Annotated in this window: 16 protein-coding genes and 1 tRNA gene; 14 read left to right on the top strand and 3 right to left on the bottom strand. The window is 46.9% G+C overall.

The window, feature by feature from the left end:
* Window positions 1-28: 28 nt before the first annotated feature.
* The 12 genes from HF864_RS01525 (at window position 29) to HF864_RS01470 (ending at window position 12674) form a co-directional block, all read left to right on the top strand.
* Entirely contained in the window at window positions 29-751 is a 723-nt protein-coding gene (locus HF864_RS01525; RefSeq protein ID WP_169461361.1) for an amino acid racemase, read from the top strand.
* A 137-nt stretch (window positions 752-888) separates the two neighbouring features.
* Window positions 889-1590 carry a GntR family transcriptional regulator gene (locus HF864_RS01520; protein ID WP_169461360.1) on the top strand — a complete coding sequence of 234 codons (702 nt, stop codon included), beginning with the start codon at window positions 889-891 and terminating at the stop codon, window positions 1588-1590.
* A gap of 12 nt (window positions 1591-1602) precedes the next feature.
* Window positions 1603-3066, top strand: coding sequence for a nicotinate phosphoribosyltransferase (locus HF864_RS01515; RefSeq protein WP_169461359.1), 1464 nt, complete (start codon window positions 1603-1605; stop codon window positions 3064-3066).
* Between the two features lie 19 nt (window positions 3067-3085).
* Window positions 3086-3916 carry an ammonia-dependent NAD(+) synthetase gene (gene nadE, locus HF864_RS01510; RefSeq protein WP_169461358.1) on the top strand — a complete coding sequence of 277 codons (831 nt, stop codon included), beginning with the start codon at window positions 3086-3088 and terminating at the stop codon, window positions 3914-3916.
* A gap of 116 nt (window positions 3917-4032) precedes the next feature.
* Window positions 4033-6195 carry a Tex family protein gene (locus tag HF864_RS01505; RefSeq protein WP_169461357.1) on the top strand — a complete coding sequence of 721 codons (2163 nt, stop codon included), beginning with the start codon at window positions 4033-4035 and terminating at the stop codon, window positions 6193-6195.
* A gap of 25 nt (window positions 6196-6220) precedes the next feature.
* Window positions 6221-6670, top strand: coding sequence for a SprT family protein (locus HF864_RS01500; protein ID WP_169461386.1), 450 nt, complete (start codon window positions 6221-6223; stop codon window positions 6668-6670).
* Window positions 6671-6713: 43 nt separating this feature from the next.
* Window positions 6714-6799 (top strand) — tRNA-Leu (locus HF864_RS01495).
* Between the two features lie 241 nt (window positions 6800-7040).
* Window positions 7041-8924: a glycoside hydrolase family 2 TIM barrel-domain containing protein gene (locus HF864_RS01490; RefSeq protein WP_169461356.1), complete on the top strand. Its 1884-nt coding sequence runs from the start codon at window positions 7041-7043 to the stop codon at window positions 8922-8924.
* A complete protein-coding gene (locus HF864_RS01485; protein ID WP_169461355.1) occupies window positions 8908-9876 on the top strand; it encodes a beta-galactosidase small subunit in 969 nt (322 codons plus the stop codon). The genes HF864_RS01490 and HF864_RS01485 overlap by 17 nt, the downstream gene beginning before the upstream one ends.
* 111 nt (window positions 9877-9987) lie before the next feature.
* Complete coding sequence (locus HF864_RS01480) at window positions 9988-10941, top strand: AEC family transporter (protein ID WP_169461354.1); 954 nt, start codon at window positions 9988-9990, stop codon at window positions 10939-10941.
* 178 nt (window positions 10942-11119) lie between these two features.
* Window positions 11120-11815 carry a 2,3-bisphosphoglycerate-dependent phosphoglycerate mutase gene (locus HF864_RS01475; RefSeq protein ID WP_169461353.1) on the top strand — a complete coding sequence of 232 codons (696 nt, stop codon included), beginning with the start codon at window positions 11120-11122 and terminating at the stop codon, window positions 11813-11815.
* On the top strand, window positions 11805-12674 hold the full coding sequence (locus HF864_RS01470) for an alpha/beta hydrolase (RefSeq protein WP_169461352.1): 870 nt from the start codon (window positions 11805-11807) through the stop codon (window positions 12672-12674). Before HF864_RS01475 ends, HF864_RS01470 begins: the two co-directional genes overlap by 11 nt.
* A gap of 51 nt (window positions 12675-12725) precedes the next feature.
* Here HF864_RS01470 and HF864_RS01465 read toward each other — a convergent pair whose 3' ends face one another.
* The 3 genes from HF864_RS01465 to HF864_RS01455 all read right to left on the bottom strand — a co-directional run bounded on the left by HF864_RS01465 (window position 12726) and on the right by HF864_RS01455 (window position 15172).
* Window positions 12726-14063 carry a C1 family peptidase gene (locus HF864_RS01465; protein WP_169461351.1) on the bottom strand — a complete coding sequence of 446 codons (1338 nt, stop codon included), beginning with the start codon at window positions 14061-14063 and terminating at the stop codon, window positions 12726-12728.
* Between the two features lie 115 nt (window positions 14064-14178).
* Window positions 14179-14859 (bottom strand): ribose-5-phosphate isomerase RpiA, encoded by a 681-nt coding sequence (gene rpiA, locus HF864_RS01460; protein WP_169461350.1) that lies wholly within the window; start codon window positions 14857-14859, stop codon window positions 14179-14181.
* Between the two features lie 13 nt (window positions 14860-14872).
* A complete protein-coding gene (locus HF864_RS01455; RefSeq protein ID WP_169461349.1) occupies window positions 14873-15172 on the bottom strand; it encodes a GNAT family N-acetyltransferase in 300 nt (99 codons plus the stop codon).
* Window positions 15173-15330: 158 nt separating this feature from the next.
* Between HF864_RS01455 and HF864_RS01450 the strand changes: the two genes are divergently transcribed.
* Both HF864_RS01450 and radA read left to right on the top strand, forming a co-directional pair.
* Complete coding sequence (locus tag HF864_RS01450) at window positions 15331-15870, top strand: dUTP diphosphatase (protein ID WP_169461348.1); 540 nt, start codon at window positions 15331-15333, stop codon at window positions 15868-15870.
* Window positions 15871-15910: 40 nt separating this feature from the next.
* Window positions 15911-17287: a DNA repair protein RadA gene (gene radA, locus HF864_RS01445; protein ID WP_169461347.1), complete on the top strand. Its 1377-nt coding sequence runs from the start codon at window positions 15911-15913 to the stop codon at window positions 17285-17287.
* The last annotated feature ends 35 nt before the right edge of the window (window positions 17288-17322 follow it).

Raw genomic sequence — 17322 nt, 5'->3', positions numbered from 1 at the left:
TGGTCATTATCAGAAAGGTTGAATTTTTATGAAACAATTCTTTACCGTTTTAGGCGGGATGGGTACGCTGGCAACCGAAAGCTATTGTCGGCTGTTGGATGAGCGTACGCCAACGCACCGCGACCAGGATTATCTTGATTACATGGTTTTGAATCATGCAACGGTTCCCGATCGAACGGAATGGATTTTGGATCACAGCAAGCCAGACTATAATCCGCTGTTGATCGAAGACATCCAGCAGATTACGCCGCTACAGCCGGAATTTTTCGTTTTAATCTGCAATACGGCTCATTATGCATTTGATCGTCTACAGGCAGCTACTTCGATTCCGATTTTGAACATGCTACAAGAAACGGTCAATGAAATCAAAAACATTGCTCCAAATGCCAAGCGAGTTGGCGTTTTGGCTACGCGAGGCACGATTGCATCAGGTCTATACGACTCCTACATTCAAAATGCGGGCTATGAAGAGGTCAAGCCAACCCCTGAGATTCTGGATGCCACGGAAGATTTGATCTATCATGACATCAAAGAGGCGGGTCATTCTGATGGCAAAAAATTTCATGAGTTGGTACGGACGATGATTGAGGATCAAAAGTGTGATGTGGTAATCTTAGGCTGTACCGAGCTTTCCTATGCCAATGAGATGAACCCAGAGACTGAATTTCCGGTTGCCGATTCACAATCGGTCATCGTTGATCGTTCTTTGGAGCGGGCCTTGGCAATTCGTAATCAAAACAACAATAATTGACAATTTAAAGCGACAGGCCATGCAGCATGGGCTGTCGTTTTATTTTTGTAGGTTAAATTGGTCTAGGCAAGCTAACAATCGTGTTAAAATAAAAAAAGATAAATTATGGACGACTGGTCTGAAGAGAGGAAAAAGATATGGGATCACCGGTATATATTCAAATTCATAACCAATTACGGGAAAATATTGAAAATGGTCATTGGAAAGTCGGCCAAAAAATACCAGCTGAACGTGAATTGGCGGCCGAGTTTGGCGTCAGCCGCATGACGCTGCGGCAAGCGATTCAAACGCTGGTTGATGAAGGAGTCTTGGAGCGGCGCGTTGGCTCAGGAACGTTTGTCGCCAGCCGCAAGGTCCAAGACAAAATGACCGGCGTGACCAGTTTTACCGAACTGATGCTGGCAGCAGGCAAAAAACCTTCCAGCAAAACGATTTCTTATCATTTAACGATTCCTTCGCAAAGCGAAATCGAGCGACTCAAGCTGGAGCCTGATGAGCGCGTCTTAAGAATGGAGCGTATTCGCTATGGTAATGAGATTCCAATCTGTTATGAGGTGGCAACCGTGCCGGCTAAGCTGGTGGAAAACTTCAGCAAGGCCGAGATCACTTCATCGTTTTATCGTACCCTGGAGAAAAAGGCCAATTTATATCCTGGTCATGCCATGCAATGGGTCTCAGCTACCAATGCAACGGAAAAGATTGCCGAGTATCTGAAAATTCGGCGCGGGGATGCACTGCTACGGTTGACTCAGCTTTCTTATCTACAGGATGGCCGGCCTTTTGAATATGTGCATACCCAATATGTCGGCAGCCGCTTTGAGTTCGTGCTAGAAAAATAAGAGGAAATATTTATGAAGTTTGATTATCCAGATGACAGCATCGCACTACACACCGATGCCTACCAACTAACGATGATGCAGACTTATTGGCAAAAAGGGATTGGCAATCGTCACGTTGTCTTTGAAGCCTTTTTCCGTAAGATGCCGTTTGGCAATGGCTATGCGGTTTTTGCCGGTTTGAGCCATATTATCCGCTACCTAAACGCTTTGCACTTTTCGGATTCTGATATTGAATATTTAAAATCCACGCAGCAGTTTGATCCTGACTTTGTCGAGTATCTGCGCGACTTTAGATTTAAGGGAACGCTGCGCAGTGCCGTTGAAGGTGATCTGGTATACAGTCATGAGCCAATTATTCAAGTCGAGGGTACGCTTTTGGAATGCCAGTTGGTGGAAACGGCGCTGCTTAATATCATCAACTATCAGATTATGATTGCTACCAAGGCCTCGCGTATTAAATCGATTGTTGGCGATCAACCTGTGATGGAATTTGGCTCGCGGCGTGCCCAAGAGTTTGATGCGGCCATCTGGGGAACGCGGGCAGCCTATATTGGCGGCTTTGATGCCACCAGCAATCTGAGAGCTGGCAAGCTGTTTGGCATTCCGGTTTCTGGTACGCATGCTCACGCACTGGTTCAGGCATATCGCAACGACTATGATGCCTTTAAGGCTTATGCACAAACGCACCATGACTGTGTGTTCCTGGTTGATACCTTTGATACGCTAAAAAGCGGGGTGCCAAACGCTATTAAGGTCGCCAATGAATTCGGCGATAAGATCAACTTCCAAGGAGTCCGCATTGATTCTGGCGATATGGCCTATCTTTCCAAGCAGGTTCGCCAAATGCTGGATGAGGCTGGTTATCCAAATGCCAAAATTTTTGCCTCCAACAATCTGGACGAGCGTACAATCATGGATCTGCAACGCCAAGGAGCCAAGATCGATGTCTGGGGCATTGGTACTAAGTTGATTACCAGCTATGATCAGCCAACGCTGGGGGCCGTTTACAAGATGGTCTCTTTAGAAGACGAGAATGGCCAGATGGTTGACACGATCAAGCTTTCCAACAATGCAGCCAAGATGTCCACGCCGGGCAAGCATCAGGTTTGGCGAATTACCGATCGTGGCAGTGAAAAAAGCGAGGGTGACTACGTAACGCTGGCTGACGAGGATCCGCGCCAATTGGATTCGCTGTATATGTTTGATCCTAACTACCCATTCTTAAACAAAACGGTTGAGGACTTCATTGCCCGGCCGCTTTTGAAGGATATTTTCGTTGATGGCCAGCAGGTTTACCAAGAGCCAAGTATGAGCGAGATTCGCCAAGCGCGGCAGCGGCACCTGGATCGGCTATGGGAAGAATATAAGCGTAACCTTAATCCAGAAGTATACCCAGTTGACTTATCGCAAAAGTGCTACGACAATAAGATGAAAATCATTAAAGACGTCAAGGACTACATTAAGCATTTGAATTAATAAAAAGAGGGAAAGAGTTATGCGTAAGCTGCAGGAAGAAATCATCAATACCTTGGCCGTAACGCCGGAAATCGATCCGGCAGTCGAAGTCAAGCGACGTGTAGAGTTTTTAAAGGACTACTTGAAAAAAACAGGACTAAAAACGCTGGTGCTCGGTATTTCTGGTGGACAAGACTCCAGTCTGGCAGGGCGACTTTCACAATTGGCCGTTGAAAGCCTGCGAGAAGAGACCAAAGATGTGGCTTATCGGTTTATTGCCGTACGACTGCCTTATGGTGAACAGGCCGATGAAGACGATGCGATGCTTTCAATCAATGAGTTCATCAAACCGGATCAAACCATGCGCGTCAACATCAAGCCAGCCGTTGATGCTATGGTTGCCTCAGTTGAGCAAAATGATTTGAAAATCAGCGACTTTAACAAGGGCAACGTCAAGGCACGGGAGCGAATGATTGCTCAGTATGCAATTGCTGGCGAGTTTGGCGGGGCGGTTGTTGGTACCGACCATGCTGCCGAAGCGGTAACCGGTTTTTACACCAAGTTTGGCGATGGCGGTGCCGACATTACGCCGCTGTCACAGCTGGATAAGCGTCAAGGTCGGCAAATCCTGGAATATCTAGGAGCACCAAAGGCCTTGTATGAAAAAACGCCAACTGCTGATCTGGAAGAAGATCGACCAGCATTGCCCGATGAAGAGGCACTAGGCGTCACCTATCAAGAAATTGACGACTATCTTGAAGGACGAAACGTTTCCGATACGGCGGCCGAAAAAATCGAAGGATGGTATCTTAAGACCGGCCACAAGCGTCATCTGCCAGTCAGTCCCTTGGATACTTGGTGGAAGAATTAGTTTAAATAGGGTCCAGGATCGGCAATTGCCGAACACCGGACCTTAATTAATTGATCATGAAGCAATAAGTCTGACGTTAAGATACGATGGACTTAAGAAAGGTTTTTAAGTTTTTTATGGAAAAAAATGATCTTAAATTAATGAGCCAGCAGCTGCCAGAATTAAGAGATCGGCAAATTGAAGCCGCTTTGAGCCTTTTGGAAGCGGGCAATACGATTCCATTCATTGCCCGTTATCGAAAAGAGGCAACCGGCAGTCTTGATGAAGTTCAGCTGCAGGGGATTCAAGAGCAGTGGCATCGGGTAAAGAATCTGCGCGATCGTCAGCAGACCGTGATCAAGGCAATTGAAGAACAGGGCAAGCTGACATCAACTTTAAGAACACAGATTGAGTCAGCTACTGAGATAAACGTTGTCGAAGACCTCTACCTGCCTTATAAGAAAAAGCGTCGCACCAAGGCCCAGATTGCGCGTGAACAAGGCCTGCAGCCACTTGCCAACTGGATTTTTATGGCTAAGGGTGATGATCTGGACGGGAAGGCTGCTGAGTTTATCAGCCAAGACGTTTCCAACGTTCAGACAGCCTTGGAAGGGGCCCATGAGATTCTGGCCGAAACGATCAGTGAAAGCAGCACGATTCGCGCCTGGCTGCGCAGCTATACCAAACAGCATGGCGAATTGATCGCGACAGTAAAAAAAGACGGCCAAGAACTTGATTCAGAAGGCGTCTATCAACAATATTATGATTTTTCCGCGCCATTATCCGCAATGAACTCCTATCGTGTCCTAGCCATTAATCGTGGAGAAAAGGCCAAGATTTTAAGCGTCAAGATTCTTGCTGATGAGCAGATCGTGCAGAACTATCTGAATTTCCGGCTGGTCAAAAAAGGCAGTGCCCAAAAGGCCGCTGAGTTTGTCAAAAACGCGGCTGCCGATGCCTACAAACGTTTCTTGGGGCCAGCAATCGAACGGGAACTGCGGCGCGAATTGACTGAACAAGCAGATGAGCAGGCCATCAAGGTGTTTGGCGAAAATCTTTATAATCTCTTAATGCAGGCACCAATCAAAGGCAAGGTTGTTTTAGGCTTTGATCCGGCATATCGGACCGGCTGTAAATTGGCAGTGCTTGATCCAAGCGGCAAGCTGCTCAAGGTTGCCGTTATCTATCCGCATCAACCAGCGCCAGAAAATCAGCGTCAGCAGGCTGAAGGACAGCTGCTGCAGTTGATTGAGGATTATCAAGTTGAGATGATTGCAATTGGTAATGGTACGGCCAGTCGTGAATCAGAGCGTTTCGTGGCTCAAGCTATCAAAAAAATCAAGCGACCGGTCTATTACGTGATCGTTAATGAATCAGGGGCTTCGGTATATTCGGCTAGTCAGGATGCGCGTGACGAGTTTCCCGATCTGACGGTAGAAAAGCGCAGTGCTATCAGTATTGGCCGCCGTTTGCAAGACCCATTGGCTGAACTGGTCAAGATCAGTCCAGAAGCCATCGGAGTCGGTCAGTATCAGCATGATCTGCCTAAGACGGCACTCAAAATTGAATTGGATGCTGTCGTTGAGCGGGCCGTCAATCGAGTCGGGGTCAATCTCAATACCGCCAGTTATCAGCTGCTGGCCCACATTGCCGGCTTAAATGCCACCTTAGCCAAAAATATCGTTCAGTATCGTAATGAAAATGGCCGCTTTACCAGCCGTACCCAGCTTAAATCAGTACCGCGCCTAGGACCAAAGGCATATCAGCAAGCAGCAGGTTTTTTGAGAATCGTGGATGGCGATGAGCCGTTGGATAATACTGATATTCATCCCGAAAGCTATGCCATCGCTCGTCAATTAATGAAGGTTGCCAAAATTGATGGTAAACTGGGCTCAAAAACGGCTGTCCAGCGATTAAGACAATTGGATCTTAAGGCATTTGTCAGTGAAAATGCCGGGCTGGCAACGCTAAAAGACATTGTCGACTCACTTTGCGAACCAGGTCGGGATCTGCGTGATTCTTTGCCGGCACCACTTTTAAGACAGGACGTTTTAACGATTGAGGATCTCAAACCGGGGATGCAGCTGCAAGGAACGGTCCGCAACGTTGTGGACTTTGGTGCGTTTGTTGATATCGGCATCAAGCATGATGGTCTGGTCCATGTCTCGCATCTGACCAAAAAGTTTATCAAGGATCCGCGACAAGTCGTGGCCGTTGGCGATATCGTTGACGTGTGGGTACTAAGCGTGGATCTCAAACGCCAGCGCGTACAGCTGACGATGGTTGCGCCAAAAGGATAAAACAGTTATGGATCAGTCAGGAAAAATGAGTGATGAAGAGCTGCAGCAACTGACTGAAAAATGGTCACAACAGGCGTTTGAACGTCCATTTAAACATCGCATCTGGTTCAATCGGCGCCTCAAGACTACGGGTGGTCGCTATCATTTAAAAGATCACCATATCGATATCAATCCATTGATGTATGAAGAGTTTGATCTGGCAACCCTGCGCGGCGTTGTCTTGCATGAGCTGTGTCATTATCACTTGCATTTAGCGGGCCATGACTGTCATCATACGTCGGAGTTTAAAGCATTGCTGAATCAAGTAGGTGGCTTACGATACGCTCCAGTAACCAGTCAAAAGAAAACACGTTTTAAGTGGGTCTATCAGTGCCGTGGCTGCGGCATCAAGATCGGTCGTATGCGGCGTTTTAACGTGCAGCGGTTTGTCTGCCGTCGCTGCAATAGTCGTTTTAAGCTTTTAATCAAAAAATAGTTTGCCAACAGGTAGCATTTCTGGTAGAATGTTATTTGTTGATGCGGCAGTGGCGGAATTGGCAGACGCGCAAGATTAAGGATCTTGTGGTCGTTTTAGACCGTGGAGGTTCGAGTCCTCTTTGCCGCACTACGATTGCACCTGGCGATAGTCAGGTGCTTTTTTTTGTACTAAATTTTAAAAGTTCGAGGGCTGAATGATCAAAACCCGAACTTTTTTGTTATTTAATTCAGTCCCATCACCATAGGAACAGGGCCATCTTTTCAATTACTTTAGTAAATTTTTTAGTTAAATAACACTGTTTTATCAATCGTGAAAGCGCTATACTTAAATGACAGAGAAGCATTTGATTTGAGGAGGCGTTTTTTTAATGCAAGCAGATTTAAAATGGCTGGATGATCCACAGACGTTCCGGGTCAATCAGCTGCCCGCTCACAGTGATCATCAATGGTATCGCGACTATGCCGAAGCTGATCAAAAAAACAGCAGCTTTGTTCAGAGCCTGAATGGTCAATGGCGCTTTGCCTTTGCCAAGGATCCGCAGGCACGGATCAAGGACTTTTATCAACCAGATTTTGACACTGCCGACTGGGATTTGATCAAGGTTCCAAGTATGATTGAGCTCAATGACTATGCTCAGAATCAATATACTAATATCTGGTATCCATGGGCTGGCAAGATTTTTCGTCGTCCAGCCTATGGATTGAGTCCAGATGATCAACAGGAAGGCTCATTTAGCCAAGGCATTGACAATACCAATGGCTCTTACGTCAAGCACTTTGATTTAAAGCCAGCCTTGCGCAATCAAAACGTACGCGTTCGCTTTGAAGGTGTTGAGCGCGCAATGTACGTCTGGATCAACGGTCATTTTATCGGCTATGCAGAAGACAGCTTTACGCCAAGCGAGTTTGATCTGACGCCTTATTTAAAAGACGTCAACAACGTATTGGCCGTCCGTGTATACAAGCACAGCACGGCCTCTTATCTTGAAGATCAAGATATGTTCCGTTTCTCGGGCATCTTTAGAAGCGTTGAGCTCTTGGGTCAGCCAAAGCTGCATCTTGAGGATCTGGATCTTACGCCACGTGTTTCTGATGACTTTAAAGACGGGATCTTTAACGTTGACCTTAAATTACAGGGCAATGGCGGCCAGGTTCATATCAAGGCTTTTGATGCCCAAGGAAATTCAATCGTTGATGAAGTTCAGCCGGCAGCCGAGCATGTGGCCGTTCATGGCGTTAAGGTGCAAAACGTGCATCTTTGGGACAACCACCATCCATACCTGTATCAGCTGTTTATTGAACTGCATGATCAAGATGGTCAGTTGCTGGAAGTCGTTCCTTATCAATTTGGGTTCCGTAAAATTGAGATCAATGCCGATCACGTCGTTTTGCTTAATGGCCAGCGTTTGATCATTAACGGTGTCAACCGTCATGAGTGGAACTGTAAAACGGGACGCTGCGTAACGATGCAGGACATGGAACAGGATATGGCCACGTTTAAGGAAAACAATATCAATGCGGTACGAACGTGTCATTATCCAGATCAGCTGCCTTGGTACTCTATGTGTGATCAAAACGGAATCTACATGATGGCCGAAAACAATCTGGAAACGCATGCCACCTGGCAAAAGATGGGGCAAGACGAGCCATCGTTTAACGTACCAGGCTCGGTTCCGCAATGGAAAGACGTGGTTGTTGATCGGGCACGTACCAACTATGAAACGTTTAAAAACCACGTTTCGATTCTGTTCTGGTCTTTGGGGAATGAATCATATGCCGGTGACAATCTGGTCTTTATGCAGAAATTTTACAAAGAGCATGATGACAGCCGTTTGGTTCACTATGAAGGTGTCGTGCACACACCAGATTACCGCGACAAAATCTCGGATCTGGAAAGCTGGATGTACCTGCCGCCAAAAGACGTTGAAAAATATTTGCAGAACAATCCTGACAAGCCGTTTATCGAATGTGAGTACATGCATGACATGGGCAACTCAGATGGTGGCATGGGGTCATACATTGAGCTGATCGACAAGTATCCACAATATGTCGGTGGCTTTATCTGGGACTTTATTGACCAGGCCCTATTGGTTCATGATGAAATCAGCGGACAAGACGTCATGCGCTATGGTGGCGATTTTGATGACCGCCACAGTGACAATGAATTTTCCGGCGATGGTCTGATGTTTGCCGACCGGACGCCTAAGCCAGCAATGCAGGAGGTAAGATACTACTATGGACTGCACAAATAAAATTCACGTAGTTTATGATGATGGGATGTTGGGATTAAACGGCAAGGGTTATCAGTATTTGTTCAGTTATGAAAAAGGCAGCCTGGAGTCGATGCGATTCAACGACAAAGAATGGCTGTACCGCCCAATCTATCCAACCTATTGGCGAGCAACTACGGATAATGATCGCGGCAATGGCTTCAACTATCGAAGTGCTCAGTGGCTGGGAGCGGATCTGGCGCCAAAGTGCATCAACATTGATCTGACCGTTGATGATCATCACTTTGATCAGCTGCCAATCGCACCACTGACCAATCAGTTTACCAATCATGAGTTTGCCGACCAAGTCAAAATCGTATTCACTTATGAAACACCGACTAATCCAGCGGCTCAGGCTAAAGTTGCCTACACGGTCGATGCCAGTGGGCACTGTCAAATCGCTGCCCATTTCTTGGGTCAAAAAGGTTTGCCGGAACTACCGGTTTTTGGGGTCCGGCTGATCATGCCAACGCTGGCGACTGAGTTTGAATACGACGGTCTGTCTGGTGAAACTTATCCAGATCGAATGGCAGGTGGCATCAAGGGGACCTGGCACGTTGATGGGGTTCCGGTAACGCCTTACCTAACGCCACAGGAAATGGGCATGCACATGCAAAATTCACGTCTAAAGATTGTTCGCAATCAAACGCAAAACAATGCCGATCATGATAAGACGCCGTTTGCCTTGACCATCAAGCAGACCGAGCAGCCATTCAATTTCAGCATGTTGCCATATACGTCGCTGGAACTGGAAAACGCAACCCATATTGAAGAATTGCCACTCAAGCGCCGCACGGTTTTGGTTGTGGCTGGAGCCGTACGTGGTGTTGGTGGGATCGACAGCTGGGGTGCTGATGTTGAGGATCAGTATCAGCTGCCTTCTGATCGCGACTATCAGTTCAGTTTTGAAATTGAACCGGAGACAATTGAATAGATTTGAGAAAAATGGGAATTTGATTAAAGAAGTTCCCATTTTTTATTTTGTAAAGTGACTAACGGGTGTAAAATTAACGGTGTTTATTTTGCATAAAGAGAGGCTATAGAGATGTTAAGCATATTCTGGTCAAGTCTGTCGGGGGTCTTGATCATTTTAATCATGATTGCAGCTGGATTTGTCATGAACGAGCGGCACTGGTTTACGCCCAACTCGCCCAAGGTTATTTCAAAGATTGTGACCCAGGTTGCCTTGCCAACATATATGATCAGTACGATTACAACCAAATTTACGGCTACCGAGTTAAAGACGCTTTTGCCTGACTTGCGCTACCCGGTTTTATCAATGCTGATCCTGTTTGCATTGTCATTTGCCGTCGCTAGAGCATTGGCTATCAAAAAGAGCCACATTGGTCTGTTCAGTTCGATGTTTTTTAATTCCAATACGGTTTTTATCGGCCTGCCGATCAACCTGGCTCTGTTTGGGGCGCGTTCAGTTCCATATGTACTGGTCTACTACATGGCCAATACGACTTTCTTTTGGACGCTGGGTGTTTGGCTGATTCAACACGATGGTATGAAAGAAGCCAAAATTGATTTCAAACAGGCCCTGGGCAAATTGTTCTCACCGCCACTATTAGGCTTTATCCTAGCTGTGATTTTAGTGGCACTGCATATTAAGCTACCGAAATTTATCATCAGTACCTGCGCTTATCTGGGCAATTTAACGATTCCAATGTCGATGCTGTTTATTGGTATCGTGCTGTCTAATGCCGGCCTGTCAAGAATTCGTTTTACGCGCGATGCCTGGGGGATTTTGCTGGGCCGGTTCTTATTGGCACCAATTCTAATGACGATTTTGGTGTTGCCAAGCAATATGCCGGTAATGATGAAGCAGGTCTTTATTCTGCAGGCGGCAATGCCGGTCATGACCAATGCACCGGTTGTTTCCAGAATGTATCATGCTGACTATAACTATGCCGCGATTATGGTAACTGAGACTACCACGCTTTCAATCATTGTGATTCCAATTTTAATGGTAGCAATTAAAACTTTGGTCCATTAATGAATCAAGTCGCTGAATCTTTTAAGCATAGATAAAAATGAGCGGTCAGCCTGTCGAGTCTAGACAGGCTGGCCGTTTGGCATTTATCTTTAAGAAAAAGTTTTATTGGTCTGATTAGTCGTTTCAATTGGTGATTTGCGTTATAGTTAAAGAAGCAGCATAAGGGGGAAGGTTAGTGATGACGGCAACACTGGTAATCGTTAGGCACGGTCAGAGTCAGGCCAACCAAGACAATGTTTTTACGGGATGGAGCGATGTGCCGCTTACGCCCCTTGGAGTCGAGCAGGGTAAGCTGGTCGGCAAGCACTTGGCCAGGCTGGGACTAAATTTTAATGACGTGCATGTTTCTTATATGCAGCGAGCCATCGTGACGGCTGATCTGATCTTAGAGGCTATCGATCAGCTTTGGATTCCAATTCACAAAACGTGGCGATTAAATGAGCGGCATTATGGAGCCTTGAGCGGTCTGAACAAAGATGCAGTCAAAAAAGAAGTCGGTGCGGCAACTTTACATCGCTGGCGACGCGGTTTTGTAGAGCGTCCACCAATGCTTAAAAATCGCGGTCATGAACGCCGCTATGATCGCTTGGGAGTCAAAGAGCCATTGAGTGAAAGTCTGCAGATGACCCAAGAACGGCTTTTGCCATACTGGCAGGATCAAATTGCGCCACGACTTTTAGATGGTAAAAACCAATTGATTGTAGCTCACGGCAGTTCATTAAGAGCCTTAATCAAATATTTGGATGGCATTGCCGATGATCAAATTGATCACGTCGAAGTTCCTAATGGTGAGCCGATCCTGTACCGGTTTGACGATCATTTGAACGTTATTGAGAAAAAATTTATTACGGATGGTGAACAGCATGTCAATTAAAGAAATTTCCAACAATCCTACGCTGGCCGGTCAAGTCAGACTGATTGAAGATATCGTCTATTCAGCTGCTGACGGTGAGGCACAGAAAATGTCGATTCTGGCACCATGGACGCAGCGCTATAAGGATCTGCCACAGGAAAAACGCCCACTGCTGGTTTTTGTGCAGGGCAGTTCTTGGACGACGCCAACTTTGGGTGAAAAGATCCCTCAGCTGGTTCAGTTTGTTCATGCTGGCTATATCGTCGCGACCGTCCAGCATCGCAGCGCCTTGGATGGTCATGCTTTTCCAGCATTTTTGCAAGACGTCAAGACGGCAATTCGCTATCTGCGAGCTCACGCGGCTGAATATCAGATCGATCCAGAGCGCGTTGGTATCTGGGGAACCTCTTCGGGTGCCAATGCCGCGCTTTTGGTTGCCCTAACGCCAAATGATCCGCGCTATAAAACGGCTGATTATGTTGACCAATCGGATGCCGTTGATGCCGTGATCAGCTGCTTTGCTCCAACGGATGTTGATGATACCTTTAAGTTTTCCAAGAGCGTTCCAGGTGCAGACGCCATGCAGCTGTGTCTGTTTGGTACCGATCCAGCAAAATGGCCGGCGATCAAAAAAGAAATGAGCCCACTGTATCAAGTTAAGGATGGCCAGCAGTACCCACCATTTCTACTGATGCATGGGGATGCTGACAAGACCGTGCCATATCATGAAATGGAAGACATGTATCATGAACTGGAAAAACATGATGCGTCAGTTGAGGCCTACCGTGTGCATAGGGCCGTTCACGAGCGCGACTTCTGGAGTCAGCAGATCTATGATATTGCCCAAGATTTCTTGGATCGCAACGTTAAGTCAAAATAATCAAAAAACTCATTGCCCGGCTGGACAATGAGTTTTTGATTGCCATAAATTTTAAGCCAACGTTCCCATTGGATCCCATGGCTTGAGGACGATTGGTTCTTGAGCCTGGTCAGCCTTGAGCTCATCACTGAGATATTTTTTATTGACGACGATCTGGTAGACGTATTGATCCATCCATTCATCACTCATAACGAAATAACCTTTTTCACCGACTTTGGGCCCCCATGAGTTCTCAACTTTCCATTTGGTTGGCTTGCCATCTACCAGGTCAACTCCGGTCAAGACCATGGCGTGATCCATCATTGACTGGTGATAGTCCAGCATATCGGCCTTGGTCATGGTCAGCTTGGTATCAAACAGATCTTCGTAGCCATAGGTGTTAAGTGCTAAAATTCCCAGCTTGGTTTCGGAGTACTTGATGACATCCGAGCCAAACCAGACGCTTTCGCCGTTTTGCAGTTGCTTGATGGCCAGTTCCTTTAACTCTGCCATCGAAAGGTTCAAGTGCTTAACCTGACGACCGCCGACCACATTGCCCAGCATATCGATAGTGTAGGTCTTGTGGTAGGCTTTGTCTTTGGTTGGTGCTTGAATGATTGAGACGTATTCGCTCAGATCCCAGCCAACGTATTTGTCAAAGAACTCAACCGGCGTCAGATTGCTGTCGCGATGGAACTGCTTGTCCTTTTTGGTACGGTACTCAAAGTCAAACGTTTGCACCGGCTCGCCAAAGGCATAGGCCAGCATGCGGTAGATGGTATTAAGCATTTCTTTGCGTTTGGCATTGAGCTGATCTTCGCTGGCTTGATTGGAAACCAGCTGTCGCAGGATCACGGCATCATGACGCAGCTGGTTGTTCAAAACGGCATTGATCTCGTTGGAGCGGCTTGAATTGTAGGTTTCGGGTTGTGCTGACTTTGGTACGACCCCGTATTTTTCAATCAGTGCACACAGCATGTCCCATTGACCACCATCAGATTGCGGAGCGTCCAAAAGCCAGGCAACCTTGCGATCATCAATGTCCAAGTCAGCAGTTTTGATGATGTTTTCATAGAACCAGTTGGCCTTTTCGAACTTGTCCCAAAAGAAGGCATATGACTGCGATAGCTCAAAATCATCCGGCAGATTGAAGCGTGCTTGCATATTGTGACGCATCGTATTTAAAGCGGCAAACAGCCAGCAGCGTCCCGACTGCTTTTGATCGGCAACGTCACCGGTTGCCAGGTCGATAGAGAAGTGCTGATCGTTATCCGCAATGGAATGCCAGTCAAAGCTGGCAGCCTTAACCCCGTTTTTGGCTACGGTACGCTCCAGAATACGGGCATCATGACGATTGGCATAGTCTTGCTTAAAATCTTTTAATTGATCGGCGTTAATGACAAAACTCAAAAAAATCACTCCTTTATAATATTGATTTTATTATAATCGAATGTCTGATTCGCGCCAAAAAACTGATCAAAAAAGACCCAATCAGACAATTGCCTGATTGAGCCTTTTAAGGTGACTAACGCGCGTGCAGAATCTCTGGTCCGTTTTGCCGACCAACGATTACGTCATTAACTCGGTTTAAGAACAGACCGTGCTCAACGACCCCAACCATGTGAATCAATTCTTCCGCCATGGCTTTAGGGTCATCAATCTTTTGCAAGTGCAGATCGATGATATAGTCGTTTTCATCGGTTCGGTAGCGCTGATCGCCATCCATGCGCCAGGTTGGCTGATAACCCTTGGCAGCCAGCTTGTCAAAAACGTGCTGGGCACCAAATGGAATAACCTCAACTGGCAGCGGGAAGGCCCCCAGTTGGTGAACCATCTTGCTTTCATCGACGATCCACATGTAATGATCAGAAATATCGGCAACGATCTTTTCCCAAAGCAGGGCACCGCCACCACCCTTGATGCCTTGGAAATCGTCACTGATTTCGTCGGCACCGTCAATTGTCAAATCGATGTGGTCGACCTCATCAATGTCTTTGATCGTAATGCCAAGACTTTGTGCTTGCTTGGTCGTGCGGTTGGAAGTAGTAACGCCGACAATGTTCAAGCCTTCGTTTTTAACGCGTTCGCCCAACGCGTCAACCATGTAGCGAACAGTCGATCCAGTACCAAGGCCAACGATCATGCCGTCTTTGATGTACTTAACGGCAGCACGTCCAACCAGTGATTTCAATTCATTTTGGTCCATATAGAACGCTCCTTTATTGATTAAAGCGATCATCCGGCAATAGCAGATCCTGGTATTCCGGATGATCACGGAATGCCGCTTTAACATATGGACACATCAGTTTAACCGTCAGATGGCGTTCATGGGCATAATCAACGAAGCGCTTGGTAAGCTCGGCTGCCAGTCCATGGCCACGACCTTCTGGAGCGACAAAAACACGCTCTGCCACGACGCGGTCAGGATAGCCGGCAACCGGCGGGAAGCTGATGTCGCCGATCCATTTACCATTGTCATCGATAGCACTGATGCGATGCGGTTCCGTTACAAATTGCATTTTTGTCCCCTCCATCATTAATAAATTTAATCCTCCTTGATTTTCCGTGTTTCTGAAATGATTGTCAAGGATTAACATGCTACAATTAAATGCTAGACTAATTAATGAAGATAATGACAGTTAAAAAATTAAGATTAAAAACCTTAGAGGTGAAAATAATGAAAAAAAGAGGATTTGAGATCGTCTCCAAATATGCCAACGAAAATTTAAATCTGCCACAGCGTCAGACCAAGCAGGCAGCCGGCTATGACTTTGAGGCCGCTGCTGATTTTGTGGTGCCTTCAATCTGGAAACAAGGACTGTTCAAGGCGCTGCATGTCCTAAAGCATGTTGGCAAGCTGGAAGAAGCTGAAAAAAAAGCTGGCGACCAAGCTTTAAAGCCGGTCTTGGTACCGACTGGCATTAAGGCCTATATGCAGCCAGATGAGGTTTTGGTGCTGGTTAATCGTTCCAGCGGTCCGTTGAAACGGCGCTTGATTCTGCCCAATGGCGTTGGCATCATTGACGCCGACTATTATGATAATCCAGCCAATGAAGGCGAGATCTTTGTACAGCTGATTAATTATGGCTTGTTTGACTACCACGTTAAAAAAGGCGAGCGGATTGCTCAAGGGATCTTTATGCCTTATTTAACGGCTGATGATGAATCAATGCCTAAAAACGATCGAGCAGGCGGCTTTGGCTCAACTCAAAAATAGCTACGGAACAAGTTCTTACGATTAGGAAAGAAGGTTGCATATGGCAAAGATTAAAACCCAATACATCTGCCAAAACTGCGGCTATAATTCGCCTCGCTATCTGGGGCGTTGTCCCAACTGTGGTCAATGGAACACGCTGGTTGAAGAACGCGTTGAGACAGCCGGAACGCAGACTACGGCACGCCATGCTTCGACTTTGACCGGTATCGTTGCCAAGCCACAGCGAGTCAAAGACATTGATGCCCAAAAACTGCCCCGCGTCAAAACCCGGCTAAACGAGCTCAATCGCGTCCTCGGTGGCGGCATTGTGCCTGGTTCATTAATCCTGATTGGTGGGGATCCTGGGATTGGCAAGTCCACGCTTTTACTGCAGGTTTCTGGCCAGCTCAGCAGCGAGGGTCACTCGGTGCTGTATGTTTCCGGAGAGGAAAGCGGTGCTCAGATCAAGATGCGTGCTGAGCGGCTATCGGTTTCTGGCGATGATTTTTATATCTACCCAGAAACCAGCATGGACAGCATTCGAGCAACGATTGATGATCTGAATCTTGAATACGTGGTGATTGATTCGGTGCAGACCATGCAGGCAACCGATGTCAACAGTGCGATTGGGAGCGTGTCACAGATCAGAGAGGTTACCGCGCAGCTGATGCAGATTGCCAAAAGCAAGAACATTACGATTTTTGTCGTTGGTCACGTTACTAAAGGTGGCGCGCTGGCAGGACCTAAAATCTTGGAGCATATGGTTGATACTGTTTTGTACTTTGAAGGTGATCTGCATCATACCTATCGAATCTTACGGGCGGTCAAGAATCGTTTCGGCTCGACCAATGAACTGGGCATCTTTGAAATGCGTACGGCGGGGCTGGCGGAGGTTAAAAATCCATCTGAGATCTTTTTAGAGGAACGACTTCAGGATGCTACTGGCTCAGCAGTCGTAGTTTCATTGGAAGGGACGCGGCCAATCCTGGTCGAGATCCAAGCCTTGGTTACGCCGACTGTCTTTGGCAATGCTCAGCGAACGGCGACGGGCTTGAATCGGAATCGGGTCTCTTTGATTATGGCAGTTTTAGAAAAGCGCGCCAATCTTATGCTGCAAAATCAAGATGCCTATCTTAAGGCAGCCGGGGGCGTTAAATTAGATGAGCCGGCGATTGATTTGGCAATTGCCATTGCGATTGCATCCAGCTACCGTGATAAGGGGACGCGCCCTGATGATGCTTTTGTTGGCGAGGTTGGTCTGACCGGTGAGATTCGCCGCGTCAGCCGGATTGAGCAGCGGGTTGCCGAGGCGGCCAAGCTGGGCTTTAAGCGCATCTTGGTACCAAAGAATAATCTGCAGGGCTGGAATCCACCAAAAAATATTGAAGTTGTCGGGGTGGCGACTATAAATGAAGCATTACGGCTGGCATTAGCGTAAAATAGTACCTGCAGCTCAGCAATAATTAAATAAAG

This window comes from Lactobacillus sp. MRS-253-APC-2B (assembly GCF_012843675.1).
GTDB lineage: Bacteria > Bacillota > Bacilli > Lactobacillales > Lactobacillaceae > Limosilactobacillus > Limosilactobacillus pulli.
This window is presented reverse-complemented; position numbering and strand designations above follow the sequence as displayed.

Excerpts from the sequence above, each read along its gene's own strand:
- HF864_RS01485 (WP_169461355.1), top strand. The coding sequence starts at position 8,908 with ATGGACTGCACAAATAAAATTCACGTAGTTTATGATGATGGGATGTTG.
- HF864_RS01455 (WP_169461349.1), bottom strand. The coding sequence starts at position 15,172 with ATGCAATTTGTAACGGAACCGCATCGCATCAGTGCTATCGATGACAAT.
- HF864_RS01470 (WP_169461352.1), top strand. The coding sequence starts at position 11,805 with ATGTCAATTAAAGAAATTTCCAACAATCCTACGCTGGCCGGTCAAGTC.
- HF864_RS01515 (WP_169461359.1), top strand. The coding sequence starts at position 1,603 with ATGAAGTTTGATTATCCAGATGACAGCATCGCACTACACACCGATGCC.
- HF864_RS01450 (WP_169461348.1), top strand. The coding sequence starts at position 15,331 with ATGAAAAAAAGAGGATTTGAGATCGTCTCCAAATATGCCAACGAAAAT.
- HF864_RS01475 (WP_169461353.1), top strand. The coding sequence starts at position 11,120 with ATGACGGCAACACTGGTAATCGTTAGGCACGGTCAGAGTCAGGCCAAC.
- HF864_RS01525 (WP_169461361.1), top strand. The coding sequence starts at position 29 with ATGAAACAATTCTTTACCGTTTTAGGCGGGATGGGTACGCTGGCAACC.
- HF864_RS01520 (WP_169461360.1), top strand. The coding sequence starts at position 889 with ATGGGATCACCGGTATATATTCAAATTCATAACCAATTACGGGAAAAT.
- nadE (WP_169461358.1), top strand. The coding sequence starts at position 3,086 with ATGCGTAAGCTGCAGGAAGAAATCATCAATACCTTGGCCGTAACGCCG.
- HF864_RS01490 (WP_169461356.1), top strand. The coding sequence starts at position 7,041 with ATGCAAGCAGATTTAAAATGGCTGGATGATCCACAGACGTTCCGGGTC.
- HF864_RS01500 (WP_169461386.1), top strand. The coding sequence starts at position 6,221 with ATGAGTGATGAAGAGCTGCAGCAACTGACTGAAAAATGGTCACAACAG.
- HF864_RS01480 (WP_169461354.1), top strand. The coding sequence starts at position 9,988 with ATGTTAAGCATATTCTGGTCAAGTCTGTCGGGGGTCTTGATCATTTTA.
- HF864_RS01505 (WP_169461357.1), top strand. The coding sequence starts at position 4,033 with ATGGAAAAAAATGATCTTAAATTAATGAGCCAGCAGCTGCCAGAATTA.
- radA (WP_169461347.1), top strand. The coding sequence starts at position 15,911 with ATGGCAAAGATTAAAACCCAATACATCTGCCAAAACTGCGGCTATAAT.
- rpiA (WP_169461350.1), bottom strand. The coding sequence starts at position 14,859 with ATGGACCAAAATGAATTGAAATCACTGGTTGGACGTGCTGCCGTTAAG.